Here is an 18,301-nt window from a genome sequence, read left to right on the forward strand (position 1 = left end):
CGCCTACAACGGCGTCAACACGTTCATCACCGTATCCAACGCCACCCGCGTGTCATCCAGTTGCACCAGCGACGCATGCCGCGCGCCGAGGGCGTCGCGGTTCTGGATCGCGGTGAGGATCGCCTTGTGCCGGGGCAGGCTCAGGCCCTGGATGTCGGGGCGGCGGTTGGTGATGTTGATCGACTCGCGCAACGGCAGCGACAGCATGTTGCACATGTAGGCGAGCAAATCGTTGCGCGTGGCGTCGGCGATGGCGCGGTGGAAGTCCAGGTCGGCCTGCAGCAGCTGTTCGTGGGTCTGCGCGGTTTCCATGCCCTGGTAGGCTTTTTCGATGGTGGCGATGTCTTCGTCGGTGGCGGTGGTCGCGGCCATGGCGGCGATCTCCGGTTCGAGGATGCGCCGCACACCGGCCAGGGTGTTGAAGAACTCACTGTGGGGTGTGGACTGCATCAACCAGGACAACACGTCCGGGTCGAGCAGGTGCCACTTCACGCGAGGCCGCACCACCGCGCCCACCCGTGGCTTGGAATACACCAGGCCCTTGGCGCTGAGCACCCGCGTGGCTTCGCGCAACACCGAGCGGCTGACCTGGTACTCCTCGCAGAGCGTGGCCTCCATGGGCAGCCGTTCTTCGGGCTTGAAGCGGCCGGAAACGATGTGCATGCCCAAGTCCTGAACGATCTGGGCATGCTGGCTCTTGCGCGGCTTGGGCGGCTGGTGATCCATGACGACGGGGAGGCTCTGGCTTAAAGACGCGGCATCATAGCATCCCAATTAGTGGGAATGCCGTGGGACTTCCGCCCCACGGCAACCCACCAGGAAGTCAAAGTCGCAGCCCTGGTCGGCCTGCAGCACATGGTCGATGTACAGCTGGCGGTAGCCGCCGACGATGAGGTTCTGCGGAGGCGCCAGGTCTGCCATGCGCGCCGCCAGCTCTGCGTCGGGGATGTCCAGATGCAGGCGGCCGTTGGCGCAGTCCAGTTCGATCCAGTCGCCTTCCCGCACCGTGGCCAACGGCCCGCCGGCAGCGGCTTCCGGTGCCACGTGCAACACCACCGTGCCGTACGCCGTGCCACTCATGCGCGCATCGGAAATCCGCACCATATCGGTCACACCCTGGGCCAGCAGCTTGGCCGGCAGGCCCATGTTGCCGACCTCGGCCATGCCCGGGTAGCCCTTGGGCCCACAGTTTTTCATGACCAGGATCGAGTTGGCGTCCACGTCCAGTTCCGGGTCGTTGATGCGCGCCTTGTACATGTCGAAGTTCTCGAACACCACCGCACGGCCACGGTGCTGCATCAGCTCTGGGCTGGCGGCGGACGGCTTGAGCACCGCGCCCAGCGGGGCGAGGTTGCCGCGCAGCACGCAGATGCCGCCGTCGGCGCGGATCGGGTTGTCGAGGGTGCGGATCACTTCGTCCTGGCCGTAGATCGGTGAGTCCTGGGTGTTCTCGCCCAGGGTCTTGCCGTTGACGGTCAGGGCATTCGGATGCGGGATCAGGTTGGCTTCACCCAGGCGGCGCAGCACCGCGGGCAGGCCGCCGGCGTAGTAGAACTCTTCCATCAGGAAGCGCCCCGAGGGTTGCAGGTCGACGATGGTCGGCATGCCACGGCCCATGCGGGTCCAGTCGTCGAGGTCGAGTTCGACGCCGATGCGCCCGGCGATGGCCTTGAGGTGGATCACTGCATTGGTCGAGCCGCCGATGGCCGCGTTGACGCGGATCGCGTTTTCAAACGCCTCTTTGGTGAGGATCTTCGACAGCTTCAAGTCTTCGCGCACCATCTCCACGGCACGCATGCCGGACATGTGCGCCAGCACATAACGCCGCGCATCCACCGCCGGGATCGCCGCGTTGTGGGGCAGGGACGTGCCCAGCGCCTCGGCCATGCAGGCCATGGTCGATGCGGTGCCCATGGTGTTGCAGGTGCCCGCCGAGCGCGACATGCCGCCCTCGGCCGCGAGGAAGTCATCCAGGGTGATGGTGCCAGCTTTCACCTGTTCGCTGAGCTGCCACACCACGGTGCCCGAGCCGATGTCCTGGCCCTTGTGCTTGCCGTTGAGCATCGGCCCGCCGGTGACCACGATGGCCGGCACGTCGCAACTGGCGGCGCCCATCAGCAGGGCCGGGGTGGTTTTGTCGCAGCCGGTCAGCAGTACCACGCCGTCAATCGGGTTGCCGCGAATCGCCTCTTCCACGTCCATGCTCGCCAGGTTGCGGGTGAGCATGGCGGTGGGGCGCAGGTTGGATTCGCCATTGGAGAACACCGGGAACTCCACCGGGAAGCCGCCGGCCTCGATTACGCCGCGTTTGACGTGCTCGGCGATCTGGCGGAAATGCGCGTTGCACGGGGTCAGCTCCGACCAGGTATTGCAGATGCCGATGATCGGCTTGCCATGGAACTGATGGTCGGCAATGCCTTGGTTCTTCATCCAGCTGCGGTACATGAAGCCGTTCTTGTCGGCGGTACCGAACCACTGGGCGGAGCGGAGGCCGGGCTTTTTATCAGGCATGATCGATTCTCTTATTGTATGACTATATGTTCTATGCGTGCTTAAACATAAGCGCAAAAACGCTGCTTTGGAAGAGTTGTTTTGCAAATAGTCATACTATATAGTCTGGTTCAACTGAGGTATGGCCCTGGCGGATTTTCGCGAGAGGCGTCCCCCGAGCTTCTATAAAAACAACAATCGGAGATCGACCCCATGAGCCAGGAACTGCGGCTTATTCGGCGCATCACGCTGAAACTGATTCCCTTCCTGATCCTGCTGTACCTGATCGCCTACGTGGACCGCTCCGCCGTGGGCTTCGCCAAGTTGCACATGGGCGCCGACGTCGGCATCGGCGACGCTGCCTATGGCCTGGGCGCGGGGTTGTTCTTCATTGGCTACTTCCTGTTCGAGATCCCCAGCAACCTGATGCTCGACCGCTTCGGCGCACGCCGCTGGTTTGCGCGGATCATGATCACCTGGGGCGCCATCACCATCGGCATGGCCTTCGTGCAGGGGCCGCACAGCTTCTATGTGATGCGCTTTCTGCTCGGCGCGGCGGAAGCGGGGTTCTTCCCCGGCGTGCTGTACTACATCACCCAATGGTTTCCGGTACGCCATCGCGGCAAGATCCTCGGGCTGTTCATCCTGTCGCAACCCATCGCGATGATGATCACCGGGCCAGTGTCCGGTGGCCTGCTGGGCATGGACGGCATCCTGGGGCTGCACGGCTGGCAATGGCTGTTCATCGTCATCGGCACTCCGGCGATCCTGCTGACCTGGCCGGTGCTGCGCTTCCTGCCGGATGGCCCCAAGCAAGTCACCTGGATGAGCGACGACGAAAAGACCTGGCTCACCGGCGAGCTCGCCAAAGACTTGCAAACCTACGGCCAGACCCGTCACGGCAACCCGCTGCATGCCTTGAAAGACAAACGCGTGTTGCTGCTGGCGCTGTTCTACCTGCCGGTGACCCTGAGCATCTACGGTCTGGGCCTGTGGCTGCCGACCCTGATCAAGCAATTCGGCGGCACTGACCTGGTCACCGGCTTTATCGCTGCGGTGCCATATATCTTCGGCATCATCGGCCTGCTGATCATCCCGCGCAGCTCCGACCGTTTGAACGACCGCTACGGCCACCTTGCGGTGCTCTACGTGCTGGGCGCCATCGGCCTGTTTTTCAGTGCCGCGCTCAGTGTGCCGGTGCTGCAAATGGCTGCGTTGTGCCTGGCGGCGTTCGCGATGTTTTCCTGCACCGCCGTGTTCTGGACCCTGCCCGGGCGCTTCTTCGCCGGCGCCAGTGCGGCGGCGGGCATTGCCCTGATCAATTCGGTGGGCAACCTCGGCGGCTATATCGGCCCGTTCGTGATCGGCGCGCTCAAGGAATACACCGGCAACCTCGCATCGGGTTTGTACTTTCTGTCCGGGGTGATGCTGTTCGGGCTGGTCCTGACCTTGGTGGTCTACCGCCTGCTCGAGCGCAAGCACGTGCTGCCCGCCGACCAATTTGCCGCCAGTGCCCGTGGCGCCACCCGACCTTAATCCAGGAGAACAGTCATGCGTTTAGTTCAGTTCGAGTTGCGTAACGGTGACCGCCGCGTCGGCGTGGTCGACGGCACCCAGCTGCGCGAAGTACACACAGCCCGCAGCGTGCGCGAGTTGGCCCTCGCCGCCATCGACGCCGGCGTAGGCCTGGCGCAATACGTGGACAGCCTGGGCCTGGATGACAGCTACGACTACGCAACGCTGCTGGCCGACCTGAGGATTCTGCCGCCGCTGGACCACCCGGACCCGGCCCACATGCTGATCAGCGGCACTGGCCTGACCCACCTGGGCAGCGCCTCGGCACGGGACAAGATGCACCAGGCCGGCGACGACACGGCGCTGACCGACACCATGCGCATCTTCCGATGGGGCGTGGAGGGCGGCCGTCCACCGGCTGGCCAGGCGGGCGTGCAACCCGAGTGGTTCTACAAGGGCGACGGCAGCATCGTGGTGCGCCCCGGCGCAGCCTTCCCGGTGCCACCGTTTGCCGAGGATGCCGGTGAAGAGCCGGAGATCGGCGGCCTGTATGTGATCGGCCCGGACAGCAAGCCCTATCGCGTCGGTTTTGCGGTGGGCAATGAATTCTCCGACCACATCATGGAGCGCAAGAACTACCTGTACCTGGCCCATTCCAAGCTGCGCAGTTGCAGCTATGGCCCGGAGTTGCGCGTGGGCGAGTTGCCCCAGCATCTGGCGGGCACCAGCCGTATTCTGCGCAACGGCGAAGTGATCTGGCAGAACGAGTTCCTCAGCGGCGAGGCCAATATGTGCCACAGCCTGGAGAACCTTGAGTACCACCACTTCAAATACCAACAGTTCCTCAAGCCCGGCGATGTGCACATCCACTTCTTCGGCACCGCCACGCTGTCATTCGCCGACGGTATACGGACCCAGGCCGGCGATGTGTTCGAGATCAGCCAGGCCGAGTTCGGTGCGCCGCTGGTCAACCATGTCGGCAGCAGCGCTGCGGCGTTCGAACCCGGCAACGTCATCACCCTTTAATGGAGAACCCCATGACTCAGTTTCTCGGCCACAACTACATCGGCGGCCAGCGCAGCGCCAACGGCAGCATCACGCTGAAAAGCGTCGACGCCAGCACCGGCGAAGCCTTGCCCCAGGACTTTTTCCAGGCCACGCCGCAGGAAGTCGACGCCGCCGCCAAGGCTGCCGCGCAGGCCTACCCTGCGTACCGCGCCTTGAGTGCCTCGCGCCGTGCACAGTTCCTGGATGCGGTGGCCGATGAGCTGGACGCGCTGGGGGATGATTTTGTCGAGCTGGTCTGCCGCGAAACCGCGCTGCCGGCCGCCCGCATCAAGGGCGAACGCGGACGTACCAGCGGCCAGATGCGCCTGTTTGCCACAGTGCTGCGTCGCGGTGATTTCTACGGTGCGCGCATCGACAAGGCACTGCCCGACCGCCAACCGCTGCCACGCCCGGACCTGCGTCAATACCGCATCGGCCTTGGGCCGGTGGCAGTGTTTGGCGCGAGCAACTTCCCCCTGGCGTTTTCCACCGCGGGCGGTGATACGGCGGCGGCTTTGGCGGCCGGCTGCCCGGTGGTGTTCAAGGCCCACAGCGGGCATATGGCGACTGCCGAACGCGTTGCCGATGCGATCATCCGCGCGGCCGAGGCTACCGAGATGCCGGCCGGTGTGTTCAATATGATCTTCGGCGGTGGCGTGGGTGAAGCGCTGGTCAAGCACCCGGCGATCCAGGCGGTGGGCTTTACCGGCTCGCTCAAGGGCGGGCGTGCCTTGTGCGACATGGCGGCGGCGCGCCCGCAGCCGATCCCGGTGTTCGCCGAGATGTCGAGCATCAACCCAGTGATCGTATTGCCCCAGGCCCTGACAACGCGGGCCGACAGCGTGGCGCGCGACCTGACCGCCTCGGTGGTACAAGGCTGCGGCCAATTTTGCACCAACCCTGGCCTGGTGATCGGTATCGCGTCGCCCGCATTCACCGCGTTCACCCAGCAAGTCGCGCAACTGATCGGCGCGCAACCGGCGCAGACCATGCTCAACGCCGGCACCCTGGGCAGCTACGGCAAAGGCCTGGAAAAACTCCTGGCGCACCCGGGCATCCAGCACCTGGCGGGCAACCAGCAGGCCGGCCATCAGGCGCAACCACAGCTGTTCAAGGCCGATGTGAACCTGTTGATCGACGGTGATGAAGTGCTGCAGGAAGAAGTGTTCGGCCCCACCACCGTGTTCGTCGAAGTCGCCGACCAGGCCCAGCTCAGTGCCGCTTTGCACGGCCTGCACGGGCAACTCACGGCGACGATCATTGGCGAGCCGGCCGACCTGCAACAGTTCGCCGAACTCACGCCGCTGCTGGAGCAGAAAGTCGGGCGCATCCTGCTCAACGGCTACCCGACCGGTGTGGAAGTCTGCGATTCGATGGTGCACGGCGGCCCGTACCCGGCCACCTCGGATGCCCGTGGCACCTCGGTCGGCACCTTGGCCATCGAGCGTTTCCTGCGCCCGGTGTGCTTCCAGAATTACCCTGATAGCCTGCTGCCCGACGCGTTGAAAAACGCCAACCCGTTGCGTATCCAGCGGCTGGTGGATGGCACGCCATCCCGCGACCCGCTGTAACGCGCACCTGAGAACAACAATCCAGGAGGCATCATGTCGTGTATCGCCGTTACCCCGCACCGTGCGCAATTGGGCGAGGGGCCGTTCTGGGACGCGCCCACCCAGGCGCTGTACTGGGTGAATATCGCCGGCAAACAGGCGCTGCGCCTGATGGGCGGGCAGTTGCGGGTATGGCAGTTGCCCGAGCATGTCTCGGCGTTCATTCCGTGTGAACGCGGCGATGCCCTGGTGACCCTGAGCAGCGGCGTGTATCGCCTCGACCTGGCCACCGAGGCCCTGACCCTGCTGTGCGTGGCTGACCCGCAACCGGGCAACCGTGGCAACGAAGCACGCTGCGATGCCCAGGGCCGCCTGTGGCTGGGCACCATGCAGAACAACATCGGCGAGCAGGGTGAAGACCTGCCCATCACCCGGCGCTCCGGTGGCCTGTTCCGTATCGATGCCGATGCGCAGGTCACGCCGTTGCTCAGCGGCCTGGGCATTCCCAATACCTTGCTGTGGAGTGATGACGGCCGGCAGGTGCATTTCGGCGACAGCCTGGACGCCACGCTGTACCGCCACGCTATCCAGCCGGACGGCCAACTCGAATCCGCGCAGGTGTGGTTCGGTCCCCACGAGCGTGGCGGGCCGGACGGTTCAGCCATGGATGTGCAAGGCTATATCTGGAACGCCCGCTGGGATGGCAGTTGCCTGCTGCGCTTGACCCCCGACGGCACCGTCGAGCGCATCATCGAACTGCCCGTCAGCCGCCCCACCAGTTGTGTGTTTGGTGGCCCGGACCTGACCACTCTGTACATCACCAGCGCGGCCAGCCCGTTGGATCACCCCTTGGATGGCGCGGTGTTGGCCATCGAGGTCGATGTGCCTGGAACACCCTGTCATCGCTTTGCCGGATAAGTCCCCGTTTAAAAACAACAACAAGGAGTCACCCGTATGAATCGTCGTCGTGGTTTGCGTTCCCTGTGCTGCGCCGCTGTGGCGGTCTCGGCCATGAGCTTGAGCGGGCTGTTGCTGGCCGCTGAAGAAGTGAAGATCGGTTTCCTGGTCAAGCAGGCCGAGGAGCCGTGGTTCCAGACCGAATGGGCCTTCGCCGAGAAAGCCGGCAAGGAGCATGGCTTCACCGTGATCAAGATCGCCGTGCCCGATGGCGAGAAGACCCTGTCGGCCATCGACAGCCTGGCTGCCAACGGTGCCAAGGGCTTTGTGATCTGCCCGCCGGATGTGTCCCTCGGCCCGGCCATCGTCGCCAAGGCCAAGGCCAACGGTTTGAAAGTCATTGCCGTGGATGACCGCTTTGTCGACGCCAAGGGCAACTTCATGGAGGACGTGCCGTACCTGGGCATGGCGGCCTTTGAAGTGGGCCAGAAGCAGGGCGCCGCGATGGCGGCCGAAGCGAAAAAACGCGGCTGGGACTGGAAGGACACCTACGCGGTGATCAACACCTTCAACGAACTCGACACCGGCAAGAAACGCACCGACGGCTCGGTCAAATCCCTGGAAGAGGCCGGCATGCCCAAGGACCACATCCTGTTCACCGCCGCCAAGACCCTCGACGTACCCGGCAGCATGGACGCCACCAACTCGGCCCTGGTCAAGCTGCCCAGCGGCGCGAAAAACCTGATCACCGGCGGCATGAACGACAACACCGTGCTGGGCGGCGTACGCGCCACCGAAAGCGCCGGCTTCAAGGCTGCCAATGTGATCGGTATCGGCATCAATGGCACCGACGCCATTGGCGAACTGAAAAAGCCTGAAAGCGGCTTCTTTGGCTCGATGCTGCCCAGCCCGCATATCGAGGGCTACAACACTGCGAAGATGATGTTCGATTGGGTCACTAAAGGCACCGAGCCTGCGAAATACACGGCGATGGACGAAGTGACGCTGATCACCCGCGCCAATTTCAAGGACGAACTGACCAAGATCGGGTTGTGGCAATGACCGCTGCCGTCCTGCAGTTTGACGGCATCGGCAAGACCTTTCCTGGGGTCAAGGCGCTGGATGGCATCAGCTTCAGCGCCCACCCTGGGCAGGTGCACGCCCTGATGGGCGAGAACGGTGCGGGCAAGTCGACGCTGCTGAAGATCCTCGGCGGCGCCTACATTCCCAGCAGCGGCACGCTGCGGATCGGCGCGCAGGCCATGGCCTTCCGAAATGCCGCCGACAGCATTGCCAGCGGCGTGGCGGTGATCCACCAGGAGTTGCACCTGGTGCCGGAAATGACGGTGGCCGAGAACCTGTTCCTCGGCCACTTGCCGTCGCGTTTTGGCGTGGTCAACCGGGGGCTCCTGCGCAAGCAGGCCCTCGCGTGCCTCAAGGGGCTGGCGGATGAAATCGACCCGGCCGAGAAACTTGGACGTCTGTCCCTGGGCCAGCGCCAATTGGTGGAAATCGCCAAGGCGCTGTCCCGTGGCGCCCAGGTGATCGCCTTCGACGAGCCCACCAGCAGCCTGTCGGCGCGGGAAATCGACCGCCTGATGGCGATCATCACGCGCCTGCGCGATGAGGGCAAAGTGGTGCTCTATGTGTCGCACCGCATGGAAGAAGTGTTCCGCATCTGCAACGCCGTCACGGTGTTCAAGGACGGTCGGTATGTGCGTACGTTCGAGGACATGAGCGCTTTGACCCACGACCAACTGGTGACCTGCATGGTCGGTCGCGACATCCAGGACATCTACGACTACCGCCCGCGTGAGCACGGCGAAGTCGCGCTCAAGGTCGATGGCCTGCTCGGTCCCGGCCTGCGTGAGCCGATCAGTTTCAGCGTGCGCAAGGGCGAGATCCTTGGCCTGTTCGGGCTGGTCGGGGCAGGGCGCACCGAGCTGTTCCGGCTGCTCAGCGGCCTGGAGCGCGCCAGTGCCGGCAGCCTGCATTTGTGCGGGCAGGCGCTGCAACTGCGCTCGCCCAGGGATGCCATCGCCGCCGGCGTGCTGCTGTGCCCGGAAGACCGCAAGAAAGAGGGCATCATTCCGCTGTCCAGCGTCGCCGAGAACATCAATATCAGCGCACGCGGTGCCCACTCCAGGTTCGGCTGGCTGCTGCGCGAGGGCTGGGAAAAGGGCAACGCCGACCAGCAGATCCAGGCCATGAAGGTCAAGACACCCAACGCCGCGCAGAAGATCATGTACCTGTCCGGTGGCAATCAGCAGAAGGCCATTCTCGGTCGCTGGCTGTCGATGCCGATGAAAGTGCTGCTGCTGGACGAACCGACCCGTGGCATCGATATCGGCGCCAAGGCCGAGATCTACCAGATCATCCATAACCTGGCGGCCCAGGGCATTGCGGTGATTGTGGTGTCCAGCGACCTGATGGAAGTGATGGGCATCTCCGACCGCATCCTGGTGCTGTGCGAAGGCGCGATGCGCGGCGAACAAACCCGCGAGCACGCTACCGAATCCAACCTGCTGCAACTGGCCCTGCCGCGCAGCGTGGCGAACTGAGAGACGACTATGACCACTCAACACAACGTGCTGCCCACGGCACGCAAGCCTCTGGATCTGCGGGCCTTGCTGGATAACTGGGCGATGCTGCTGGCGGCAGTGAGCATCTTTTTGCTGTGCGCCTTGCTGATCGACAACTTCCTGTCACCGCTGAACATGCGTGGCCTGGGCCTGGCGATTTCCACCGTGGGCATCGCGGCCTGCACCATGCTGTTCTGCCTGGCGTCGGGGCATTTCGACCTGTCGGTGGGCTCGGTGATCGCCTGCGCCGGGGTGGTGGCGGCGATTGTGATGCGCGACACCGACAGTGTCCTGCTCGGCATTGGCGCCGCCTTGCTGATGGGCCTGCTGGTGGGGCTGATCAACGGTATCGTGATCGCCAAGCTGCGGGTCAACGCGCTGATCACCACCCTGGCGACGATGCAGATCGTGCGCGGCCTGGCGTACATCTTCGCCAACGGCAAGGCGGTGGGTGTGTCCCAGGATCAGTTCTTCATCTTCGGCAACGGCCAGTTGCTGGGGGTGCCGGTGCCGATCCTGATCACGATCCTGTGCTTCCTGTTCTTTGGCTGGCTGCTCAACTACACCACCTACGGGCGCAACACCATGGCCATCGGCGGCAACCCGGAAGCGGCGTTGCTGGCGGGCGTGAATGTGGACCGCACCAAGATCCTGATCTTTGCCATGCACGGGGTGATCGGTGCGTTGGCCGGGGTGATCCTGGCGTCACGCATGACCTCCGGCCAGCCGATGATCGGCCAGGGCTTTGAGCTGACGGTGATCTCGGCCTGTGTGCTGGGCGGGGTGTCGTTGAGTGGTGGGGTGGGGATGATCCGCCATGTGATTGCCGGGGTGTTGATTTTGGCGATCATCGAGAATGCGATGAACCTGAAGAACATCGATACCTTCTACCAGTACGTGATCCGCGGCTCGATCCTGCTGCTGGCGGTGGTCATCGATCGCATGAAACAACGCTGATCCCAAGCCAAATGTAGTTCCAAATGTGGGAGGGGGCTTGCCCCCGATAGCGGTGTGTCAGTGTGCATCTCTGTCTTTGACACTCTGCTATCGGGGGCAAGCCCCCTCCCACAAGTTTAGTCGGCGGAGAATTTGAAGACGGTGTTCTGGGTGTAGGTCTGACCTGGGTTCAGGCGAGTGGATGCAAACTTGGGCTGGTTAGGCGCATCCGGAAAATGCTGGGTCTCCAGCGTAAAACCGCTCCAGTGCTGATAGGTCTTGCCAGCCTTGCCCTTCACCGATCCATCGAGGAAGTTGCTGGTATAAAACTGCACCCCAGGCTCCGTGGTAAACAGCTGCAAGCGCCGCCCCGAGGCAGGATCATGCACCTCGGCCGCCAACTGCTTCACATCACCCTGGGTGTCCAGCGCCCAGTTGAAGTCGAACCCACCCTGTTTCGGCTCGGCAAATTTGAGCTGTGGGTGATCGTCCTTGATGTGCTGGCCGATCGGCGTCGGCGTGAGGAAGTCCATCGGTGTGCCCTTGACCGGCGCCAGCTCGCCGGTGGGAATCAGCGTCGCATTCACCGGCGTGTAATGGCTGGCATGCAAGGTGGCGACCTGCTTGAGGATGTCGCCATTGCCCGCACCGGCCAGGTTGAAATAGCTGTGGTTGGTGAGGTTGAGCACCGTGGGTTTGTCGGTGGTGGCGGCGTAGTCGATGTGCAGTTCGTTGTTGTCGTTGAGGCGGTAGGTGACTTCGGTCTTCAGGTTGCCGGGGAAGCCCATTTCGCCATCCTTGGACAGGTAGGTGAGGGTCACGCCGACCGAGTCCTTGGCCTTGACCGGCGTGGCTTTCCACACCCGCTTGTCGAAGCCCTGGGCGCCGCCATGCAGCGAGTTGGGGCCGTCGTTGAGTGGCACCTGGTAGCGCTTGCCGTCGAGTTCGAAGGCGCCGCCGGCCAAGCGGTTGCCGAAACGACCGATGGTTGCGCCGAAGAACGCCGTACCGCTCTGATAGCCTTGCACGTCGTCAAAGCCCAGTACCACGTCGTCGAGCTTGCCATTTTTGTCCGGCACCTTCAGCGACTGCAACACGCCACCGTAGGTGATCACCGTGGCTTGCATGCCATGGCTGTTACGCAGGATGTACTGCTCGACGGCGGTGCCGTCATTGGTTTTACCGAACGCTTTGTGTTCGCTGGTAAGGCCCGCTGCCTGGGCGCCGCCGCTGGCGACCAGCATGGACAGGGCGAGGCCCGAAAGCAGGTAACGAGGATGCTTCATGGTCGAACTTCCTTTTGTTGTTTTGAGTGGAATAGTTCTACTAATGTGCGATATTTTGTCGATATGACAGCGAATTTATAGCCTTAAACCGCATTTTTGCAAAATAAAATAAGACTAATTAAGCGAGGCAACCTTTTATGACGACTCAGCACGCCATTTACCCCGACCTTGAAGGCAAAACCGTCCTGGTCTCCGGCGGTGCCTCGGGCATCGGCGAATTCATGGTGCGCGCCTTCGCGGCCCAAGGCGCCAAGGTCGGCTTTGTCGACCGCGCACAAAGCCAGGGCGAACGCCTGGCGGCGCTGTTGAGTTCGCGCGGGCACAGCGTGGAATTCGTCAATTGCGACATCACCGACGAGATCGCCTATAAAGCCGCCATCACTCGTTTCGAACACTCCCTGGGGCCGATCACCGTACTGGTGAACAACGCCGCCAATGACGTGCGGCATACCTTGGAGGAGGTCGACTCGCAGATGTTCGACCAGCTGATCTCCGTCAACCTCAAGCACGCCTTCTTCGCCGCCAAGGCGGTGGTGCCAATGATGAAGGGCGCGGGCGGTGGGGCGATCATCAACCTCGGCTCGGTGGGCTGGATGATGGCTTCGGCCGGCTACCCGGTGTACGCCGCGAGCAAGGCCGCCGCCCACGGCATGACCCGCGCCCTGGCCCGAGAATTGGGGCCGAGCCGCATCCGCGTGAACACGCTGGTGCCGGGTTGGGTGATGACGGAAAAACAACTGGCGATGTGGGTCGACGATGCCGCCAAGGAACTGATCAGCCGCAGCCAATGTTTGCCGGGGAGTGTGTTGCCGGAACACATCGCCAACATGGCGTTGTTTCTTGCCTCGGATGCCTCGGCGATGTGTTCGGCGCAGAACTTTATTGTGGATGGTGGGTGGGTCTGAGTCGGGCTCAATCCTTCAGTCAACACTGAACTGATGTGGGAGGGGGCTTGCCCCCGATGGCAGTGTTTCAGTAACAGGTGTGCAGACTGAGGCCACGCTATCGGCGGCAATTCGAATCGTCACGCCGCCCCCCACATTAGAACTGGCTTGCCTACTCGATTGGATAACGCTTGAAAGCCGAGTGCTGTTCCAGGCGCTCGGCGTGGCGTTTCAGGTTGGGGAACGCATCGGCCTCGACCACCGACGCCACGGTGAACTGGCTGAACGACCAGGCGACTGCCGCTGTCAGGGAAGCCTGGGTCAACTCCTGACTGTCAGGCAGTTGTTTTTCCAGCAGCGAGTAGGCCGCCAGCAACTGGCCGCTGACGCGATCCAGCCAGGGCGCATGCAGCTTTTCGGCCGGGCGCAGGTTGTGTTCGTAAACGATCTGCACGCTTTTCTCGCAGGCCGCCAGGGCCAGGCCAAGGATATGCAGGTCATGGGCACGGGCGTCGGGGGAAGGGGGCAGCAGCTTTTTGTCGGCCGGGGCCAGGGTTTCCAGATAGTCGAGGATCAGGCTGGAATCCATCAGCACCGTGCCGTCATCCAGCACCAGGGTCGGGGCCTTGACCACCGGGTTGATCTGGGCGAACTCGCTGAAGGTGCTGAACACCGACAGTGGTTCATGCACAAAATCCACGCCGTACAGGTCCAGGGAAATGGCCACGCGGCGTACGTAGGGCGAGTCCAGCATGCCGATCAGTTTCATGAAGCCTCCGTTGCTCACAAGGTGATGGCTCCAGAGAGTAAGGGCACAGGATCGGCATGCGCAATGACTGAATGTTGCCTGCAAAGGTCAGGCTGCGGTCATTCAGGCAGGACGCCTGATGTTCTGCCGGCTGGCCCCCGGTGGCTGGCCGGTAATGCGCTTGAATGCACGACTGAACGCCGCCTGGGAGGTGTAGCCCAGGCGCAGCGCCACTTCTTCGATGGGTAAACGCTCCAGGGTCAGCCATTGGCTGGCCAGGCGCATGCGCAGTTCCGTCATGTAGCGCAGTGGCGGGATACCCAAGGTCGCCTGGAAGCGTTCGGCGAATACCGAGCGGGAGGTATGACACTGCGCGGCCAGTTCGGCCACGCTCCAATCGCGCCCGGGTTGCTGGTGCAGCACGAGCAGGGCGCCCGCCAACCGTGGGTCGCGCAACGCCGCCACCAGCCCCGAGGCATTGCCGCAGGCACACTCCACCCAACCCCGCACAATCATGGCGGCCACCACATCGGCCAGGCGCGTGAGGATGCCGGGGTAGCCGACGCGAGCCGTGGCGACTTCGCGTTCCATCACCGCCAGGATCGGCATCAGGCCGGGGTAACGCTGGCCCTGGGCATCGATCAGCATCAAGGCCGGCATCAGGCTGCCCAGCCCCTGGAGACTGCCGAGTTCGAACTCCATGCAGGCACTGAACAGCAAGGTACGTGGCGGCGAGTCCGGTGATGCATCCACAGCGCAGACGCTATCGCCCAGCGACGTCGCGTCAAAGCCTCCGATGTCCTGCACCGGCCTGTCCGCACTGGACAGCAGCGCATGGGCACCGCCGTGGGAGATGAACACGGCATTGCCCGCGGACAATTCGAACAGGCTGTCGTCGTCGGTGCGCAGGGTGGCTGTCCCTGCGGCAAGGAAATGGAAGTAGGCATGCCCCGGTCTGGCGTCAAAGCCCATGCCGAAGCTCGGCCCGGCCTGGATACGTCGATACTGCACGCCGCGCAGGCGCATGCCGCGCAGCAGTTCGTCGATAAGGTCGGAGGACAGGGTGAACGGTGCCGCTGCAGTCATGTTCGGGGTTTCGGTCAAAAACTAAAGTGTTTGAATCATAGATCATCCGGGTTGGCAAACCTAGACTGGCCGTCGTGCTAATGACCGAGGATGTCGTGTGATGAATGATTGTGTAGCCCAAGCCGCTCACCCTGCCCAGGTGGCGCCCGATGCGCCCGCCTGGATGGCGGTGTTTTCCCTGGCCATGGGGGTGTTCGGCTTGTTGACGGCCGAATACCTGCCGGCCAGCCTGCTGACGCCAATGGCGATGGACCTTGGCGTGTCGGAGGCGCTGGCCGGGCAGGCCGTGACTGTGACGGCGGTGGTGGCGTTGTTCGCCGGGTTGCTGGTGCCGGGCCTGACGCGTGGAATCGACCGGCGCGTGGTGCTGCTGGGTTTTTCCCTGCTGATGATTGCTTCCAACCTGTTGGTGGCGTTTTCTTCCAGCCTGGCGGTGCTGCTGTTGATGCGCATCCTGCTGGGGGTTGCCCTGGGCGGCTTCTGGAGCATGGCGGCGGCTGTCGCGATGCGCCTGGTGCCGGCGGCGCTGCTGCCCCGGGCGCTGTCGATCATCTTCAGTGGGATTGCCGTGGGCACGGTGGTTGCCGTGCCGCTGGGCAGCTACCTCGGCGGCGTGTACGGCTGGCGCAGTGCATTTGTGGCAGCGGCAGCGGTCGGCACGGTGACGCTGGTGTTCCAGCTGTTCACGCTGCCGCGCCTGGCTCCCACGGGCAGTGCACGCTTGCGCACGGTGCTGGATGTGCTGCTGCGTCCAGGCATCGCCATCGGCATGTTGGGCTGCGTGCTGGTGCACACCGGGCACTTTGCGTTGTTCACCTACATCCGGCCCTTCCTGGAAAGCACCACGGGCGTGGGCACCGAAGGGCTGGCCTTGATGCTGCTGGGCTTCGGCGCCGCCAATTTCGTCGGCACGCTGTTGGCCGGTTGGATGCTGGTGCGTTATCCGCGCGGCACGCTGGTGCTGATGCCGGTGTTGGTAGGCGTCGCGGCGCTGGCCCTGGTGTTGCTGCCGGCCTCGCTGCCAGGCCAGGCGTTGCTGCTGGCGCTGTGGGGCATGGCCTTTGGCGGGGTGCCCGTGGCGTGGTCGAACTGGGTGGCCCGCGCTGTACCGGATCAAGCTGAAAGTGCCGGCGGCATGGTGGTGGCGTCCGTGCAATCGGCCATTGCGGCGGGCGCGGCCGGAGGGGGCGCGATGTTCAGTCTCAGTGGCATCAGCGGCGTGTTTCTCGGCGCCGGTGTGTTGATGCTGTTGGCTGCCCTGTTGATTGCACTGCGGGTAACAGTGCCGGGCAATGACGCCGTGGGTGCACCGCTGCATCTTTGACGTCAGCCTGGAGATTGGCCGTATTCACGGTGTGACGAGCCATCGACCTTTGGTTTAGTCTGGAGCGCTTCGTTGAACGCAAGCACATTTGGAGCAGTAAGCATGACCGATTACGTACCCCCGAAAGTGTGGACCTGGGACACCGAGAATGGCGGCACTTTCGCCAGCATCAACCGCCCTGTGGCCGGCGCGACCCATGAAAAGGAATTGCCGGTGGGCAAGCATCCACTGCAGTTGTACTCCCTGGCCACGCCCAACGGGCAGAAGGTCACGATCCTGCTGGAAGAGCTGTTGGCCCTGGGGCACAGCGGCGCGGAGTACGATGCCTGGCTGATCAAGATCGGTGACGGCGACCAGTTCGGCAGCGGCTTCGTGGGGGTGAACCCCAACTCCAAGATCCCGGCACTGCTGGACCGCAGCGACGCCACGCCGATTCGGGTGTTCGAGTCCGGAGCGATCCTGCAGTACCTGGCCGAGAAGTTTGGCGCGTTCTTCCCCACCGAGCCGGCGGCCCGCGCCGAATGCCTGTCGTGGTTGTTCTGGCAGATGGGCAGCGCGCCCTACCTAGGCGGTGGTTTCGGCCACTTCTATGCGTATGCGCCGAGCAAGATGGAATATGCGATCGACCGCTTTGCCATGGAGACCAAGCGTCAGCTCGATGTGCTCGACCAGCGCCTGGCGGTGAGCCAATACATCGCGGGTGATGAATACACCATCGCCGATATCGCGATCTGGCCCTGGTATGGCGGGTTGGTCAAAGGCCGTTTGTACGGCGCGGCGGAGTTCCTCTCGGTGCATGAATACAAGCACGTGCTGCGCTGGGCCGATGCGATTGAAGCACGGCCGGCGGTGCAGCGTGGACGGCGGGTGAATCGGGTGTCTGGCGAGGAGCAGTTACCCGAACGCCATGACGCAAGCGACCTGGACTGAGTGTGGGAGGGGGCTTGCTCCCGATAGCGGTGGATCAGGCACGGATGTATCGACTGACCCACCCTCATCGGGAGCAAGCCCCCTCCCACATTTATTTGTAGCGCTGCTCGAACACCGCCACCTGCTCCGGCTTGATCAGTTCAAACGGCACCCACACCTCCGGCTCAATCGCCTCGCCCTTGATCATTCGCACCGCCGCCTGCAAGGCCTGTGTGGCCTGGGCCTTCGGGTCCTGGAACACCGAGGCCGTCAGCAAGCCGCGCTTGATCGCCGCCAGCCCGTCGGGCAAGCCATCGATGCCCACAATCGCCACATCGCCCTTGGCTTTGCCCGCTTGCTGTAAAGCCATGGCCGCACCAATCGCCATTTCATCGTTGTTGGCCACGATGGCATCGAACTGCGTGCCCGCCAGCAGCCAGTTGCTGGTCAGGTCCATGCCCTTGCTGCGCAGCCATTCGGCGCTTTGCTGCTCGACCACCTTGATCCCGGGAAAGTCCTTGAGCACCTGTTTGGCGCCCTCGGTGCGGTCGTGGGTGGCGTTCTGTGCGAGGTCGCCCATGATGATTGCCACGTTGCCCTTGCCACCGAGTTTTTCCGCCAGGTAGCGCATCTGCAACTGCCCGGCCTCGATGTCGTTGGAGGCCACGGTGACCACGCCTTTGGGCAGGGTGCGTTCGTCCGGGTGGCGGTTGACGTACACCAGTGGCGTCTTGGCGGTGACGGCGGCGCGGGTCATGTTGGCGGTGGCGGCGGTGTCCACCGGCAGCACGATCACCGCGTCGACCTTCTGGTTGAGAAAGCCTTCGACCTGATTGAGCTGGCGCACCACGTCGCCCTGGGCGTCTTCGAACTGGATCTGCACATCCTGCTGCTTGGCGGCGGCTTCGAGGCCGGTGCGCACGTAGGTCATGAAGTTATCGTCGACCCGGGCGATGCTCACGCCAATGCGATAGGCGGCGAAGGTCCATTGGCTGAACAGCAGCAACAGCGTGGCAGCAAGCAATGAATAGCGGTTCATAAGGGGGT

General features: G+C 63.5%; 16 protein-coding genes. 10 read left to right on the forward strand and 6 right to left on the reverse strand.

The features are described from left to right. Positions 1–3 precede the first annotated feature (3 nt). Together M2497_RS12485 and M2497_RS12490 are read right to left on the reverse strand one after the other, a co-directional pair. Positions 4–726 carry a FadR/GntR family transcriptional regulator gene (locus M2497_RS12485; RefSeq protein ID WP_248487770.1) on the reverse strand — a complete coding sequence of 241 codons (723 nt, stop codon included), beginning with the start codon at positions 724–726 and terminating at the stop codon, positions 4–6. 48 nt (positions 727–774) lie between these two features. Next, the gene (locus M2497_RS12490) at positions 775–2,511 is read right to left on the reverse strand and encodes an IlvD/Edd family dehydratase (protein ID WP_248487771.1); all 1,737 of its coding nucleotides are present in this window, start codon (positions 2,509–2,511) and stop codon (positions 775–777) included. 192 nt (positions 2,512–2,703) lie between these two features. On the opposite strand from M2497_RS12490, the gene M2497_RS12495 reads away from it, so the two are divergent. From M2497_RS12495 to araH, 7 genes are read left to right on the forward strand one after another with little or no spacing between them, the layout of a single operon-like run. Beyond that, complete coding sequence (locus tag M2497_RS12495) at positions 2,704–4,026, forward strand: MFS transporter (RefSeq protein WP_248487772.1); 1,323 nt, start codon at positions 2,704–2,706, stop codon at positions 4,024–4,026. Between the two features lie 15 nt (positions 4,027–4,041). Next, entirely contained in the window at positions 4,042–5,031 is a 990-nt protein-coding gene (gene araD1, locus M2497_RS12500; protein ID WP_248487773.1) for an AraD1 family protein, read from the forward strand. A gap of 11 nt (positions 5,032–5,042) precedes the next feature. After that, complete coding sequence (locus tag M2497_RS12505) at positions 5,043–6,623, forward strand: aldehyde dehydrogenase (NADP(+)) (RefSeq protein WP_248487774.1); 1,581 nt, start codon at positions 5,043–5,045, stop codon at positions 6,621–6,623. A 33-nt stretch (positions 6,624–6,656) separates the two neighbouring features. Then, positions 6,657–7,520 (forward strand): SMP-30/gluconolactonase/LRE family protein, encoded by an 864-nt coding sequence (locus tag M2497_RS12510; protein WP_248487775.1) that lies wholly within the window; start codon positions 6,657–6,659, stop codon positions 7,518–7,520. 36 nt (positions 7,521–7,556) lie between these two features. Continuing rightward, positions 7,557–8,561: a substrate-binding domain-containing protein gene (locus M2497_RS12515; protein ID WP_248487776.1), complete on the forward strand. Its 1,005-nt coding sequence runs from the start codon at positions 7,557–7,559 to the stop codon at positions 8,559–8,561. Continuing rightward, complete coding sequence (araG, locus tag M2497_RS12520; RefSeq protein ID WP_248487777.1) at positions 8,558–10,060, forward strand: L-arabinose ABC transporter ATP-binding protein AraG; 1,503 nt, start codon at positions 8,558–8,560, stop codon at positions 10,058–10,060. Before M2497_RS12515 ends, araG begins: the two co-directional genes overlap by 4 nt. A gap of 9 nt (positions 10,061–10,069) precedes the next feature. Continuing rightward, positions 10,070–11,038: an L-arabinose ABC transporter permease AraH gene (gene araH, locus M2497_RS12525; protein ID WP_248487778.1), complete on the forward strand. Its 969-nt coding sequence runs from the start codon at positions 10,070–10,072 to the stop codon at positions 11,036–11,038. Positions 11,039–11,154: 116 nt separating this feature from the next. Here araH and M2497_RS12530 read toward each other — a convergent pair whose 3' ends face one another. Next, the gene (locus M2497_RS12530) at positions 11,155–12,303 is read right to left on the reverse strand and encodes an aldose epimerase family protein (protein ID WP_248487779.1); all 1,149 of its coding nucleotides are present in this window, start codon (positions 12,301–12,303) and stop codon (positions 11,155–11,157) included. Between the two features lie 137 nt (positions 12,304–12,440). Here M2497_RS12530 and M2497_RS12535 point away from each other — a divergent pair, with 137 nt between their 5' ends. Beyond that, complete coding sequence (locus M2497_RS12535; protein ID WP_248487780.1) at positions 12,441–13,208, forward strand: SDR family oxidoreductase; 768 nt, start codon at positions 12,441–12,443, stop codon at positions 13,206–13,208. Positions 13,209–13,359: 151 nt separating this feature from the next. On the opposite strand, the gene M2497_RS12540 is transcribed toward M2497_RS12535, so the two are convergent. After that, entirely contained in the window at positions 13,360–13,956 is a 597-nt protein-coding gene (locus M2497_RS12540; RefSeq protein ID WP_248487781.1) for a glutathione S-transferase, read from the reverse strand. 102 nt (positions 13,957–14,058) lie between these two features. Next, positions 14,059–15,021, reverse strand: coding sequence for an AraC family transcriptional regulator (locus tag M2497_RS12545; protein WP_248487782.1), 963 nt, complete (start codon positions 15,019–15,021; stop codon positions 14,059–14,061). Between the two features lie 100 nt (positions 15,022–15,121). Here M2497_RS12545 and M2497_RS12550 point away from each other — a divergent pair, with 100 nt between their 5' ends. After that, the gene (locus tag M2497_RS12550; protein ID WP_248487783.1) at positions 15,122–16,345 is read left to right on the forward strand and encodes an MFS transporter; all 1,224 of its coding nucleotides are present in this window, start codon (positions 15,122–15,124) and stop codon (positions 16,343–16,345) included. Between the two features lie 102 nt (positions 16,346–16,447). After that, a complete protein-coding gene (yghU, locus tag M2497_RS12555) occupies positions 16,448–17,275 on the forward strand; it encodes a glutathione-dependent disulfide-bond oxidoreductase (protein ID WP_248487784.1) in 828 nt (275 codons plus the stop codon). A gap of 91 nt (positions 17,276–17,366) precedes the next feature. Here yghU and M2497_RS12560 read toward each other — a convergent pair whose 3' ends face one another. Continuing rightward, positions 17,367–18,293 (reverse strand): sugar ABC transporter substrate-binding protein, encoded by a 927-nt coding sequence (locus M2497_RS12560; RefSeq protein ID WP_248487785.1) that lies wholly within the window; start codon positions 18,291–18,293, stop codon positions 17,367–17,369. Between the last annotated feature and the right edge of the window lie 8 nt (positions 18,294–18,301).

Source organism: Pseudomonas sp. CYM-20-01, assembly GCF_023169845.1.
Taxonomy (GTDB): domain Bacteria; phylum Pseudomonadota; class Gammaproteobacteria; order Pseudomonadales; family Pseudomonadaceae; genus Aquipseudomonas; species Aquipseudomonas azotoformans.

Coding starts and splice junctions, on each gene's coding strand:
- yghU (WP_248487784.1), top strand. CDS start 16,448: ATGACCGATTACGTACCCCCGAAAGTGTGGACCTGGGACACCGAGAAT.
- M2497_RS12540 (WP_248487781.1), bottom strand. CDS start 13,956: ATGAAACTGATCGGCATGCTGGACTCGCCCTACGTACGCCGCGTGGCC.
- M2497_RS12495 (WP_248487772.1), top strand. CDS start 2,704: ATGAGCCAGGAACTGCGGCTTATTCGGCGCATCACGCTGAAACTGATT.
- M2497_RS12485 (WP_248487770.1), bottom strand. CDS start 726: ATGGATCACCAGCCGCCCAAGCCGCGCAAGAGCCAGCATGCCCAGATC.
- M2497_RS12505 (WP_248487774.1), top strand. CDS start 5,043: ATGACTCAGTTTCTCGGCCACAACTACATCGGCGGCCAGCGCAGCGCC.
- M2497_RS12545 (WP_248487782.1), bottom strand. CDS start 15,021: ATGACTGCAGCGGCACCGTTCACCCTGTCCTCCGACCTTATCGACGAA.
- M2497_RS12510 (WP_248487775.1), top strand. CDS start 6,657: ATGTCGTGTATCGCCGTTACCCCGCACCGTGCGCAATTGGGCGAGGGG.
- araH (WP_248487778.1), top strand. CDS start 10,070: ATGACCACTCAACACAACGTGCTGCCCACGGCACGCAAGCCTCTGGAT.
- M2497_RS12490 (WP_248487771.1), bottom strand. CDS start 2,511: ATGCCTGATAAAAAGCCCGGCCTCCGCTCCGCCCAGTGGTTCGGTACC.
- M2497_RS12535 (WP_248487780.1), top strand. CDS start 12,441: ATGACGACTCAGCACGCCATTTACCCCGACCTTGAAGGCAAAACCGTC.
- M2497_RS12515 (WP_248487776.1), top strand. CDS start 7,557: ATGAATCGTCGTCGTGGTTTGCGTTCCCTGTGCTGCGCCGCTGTGGCG.
- M2497_RS12560 (WP_248487785.1), bottom strand. CDS start 18,293: ATGAACCGCTATTCATTGCTTGCTGCCACGCTGTTGCTGCTGTTCAGC.
- M2497_RS12550 (WP_248487783.1), top strand. CDS start 15,122: ATGAATGATTGTGTAGCCCAAGCCGCTCACCCTGCCCAGGTGGCGCCC.
- araG (WP_248487777.1), top strand. CDS start 8,558: ATGACCGCTGCCGTCCTGCAGTTTGACGGCATCGGCAAGACCTTTCCT.
- M2497_RS12530 (WP_248487779.1), bottom strand. CDS start 12,303: ATGAAGCATCCTCGTTACCTGCTTTCGGGCCTCGCCCTGTCCATGCTG.
- araD1 (WP_248487773.1), top strand. CDS start 4,042: ATGCGTTTAGTTCAGTTCGAGTTGCGTAACGGTGACCGCCGCGTCGGC.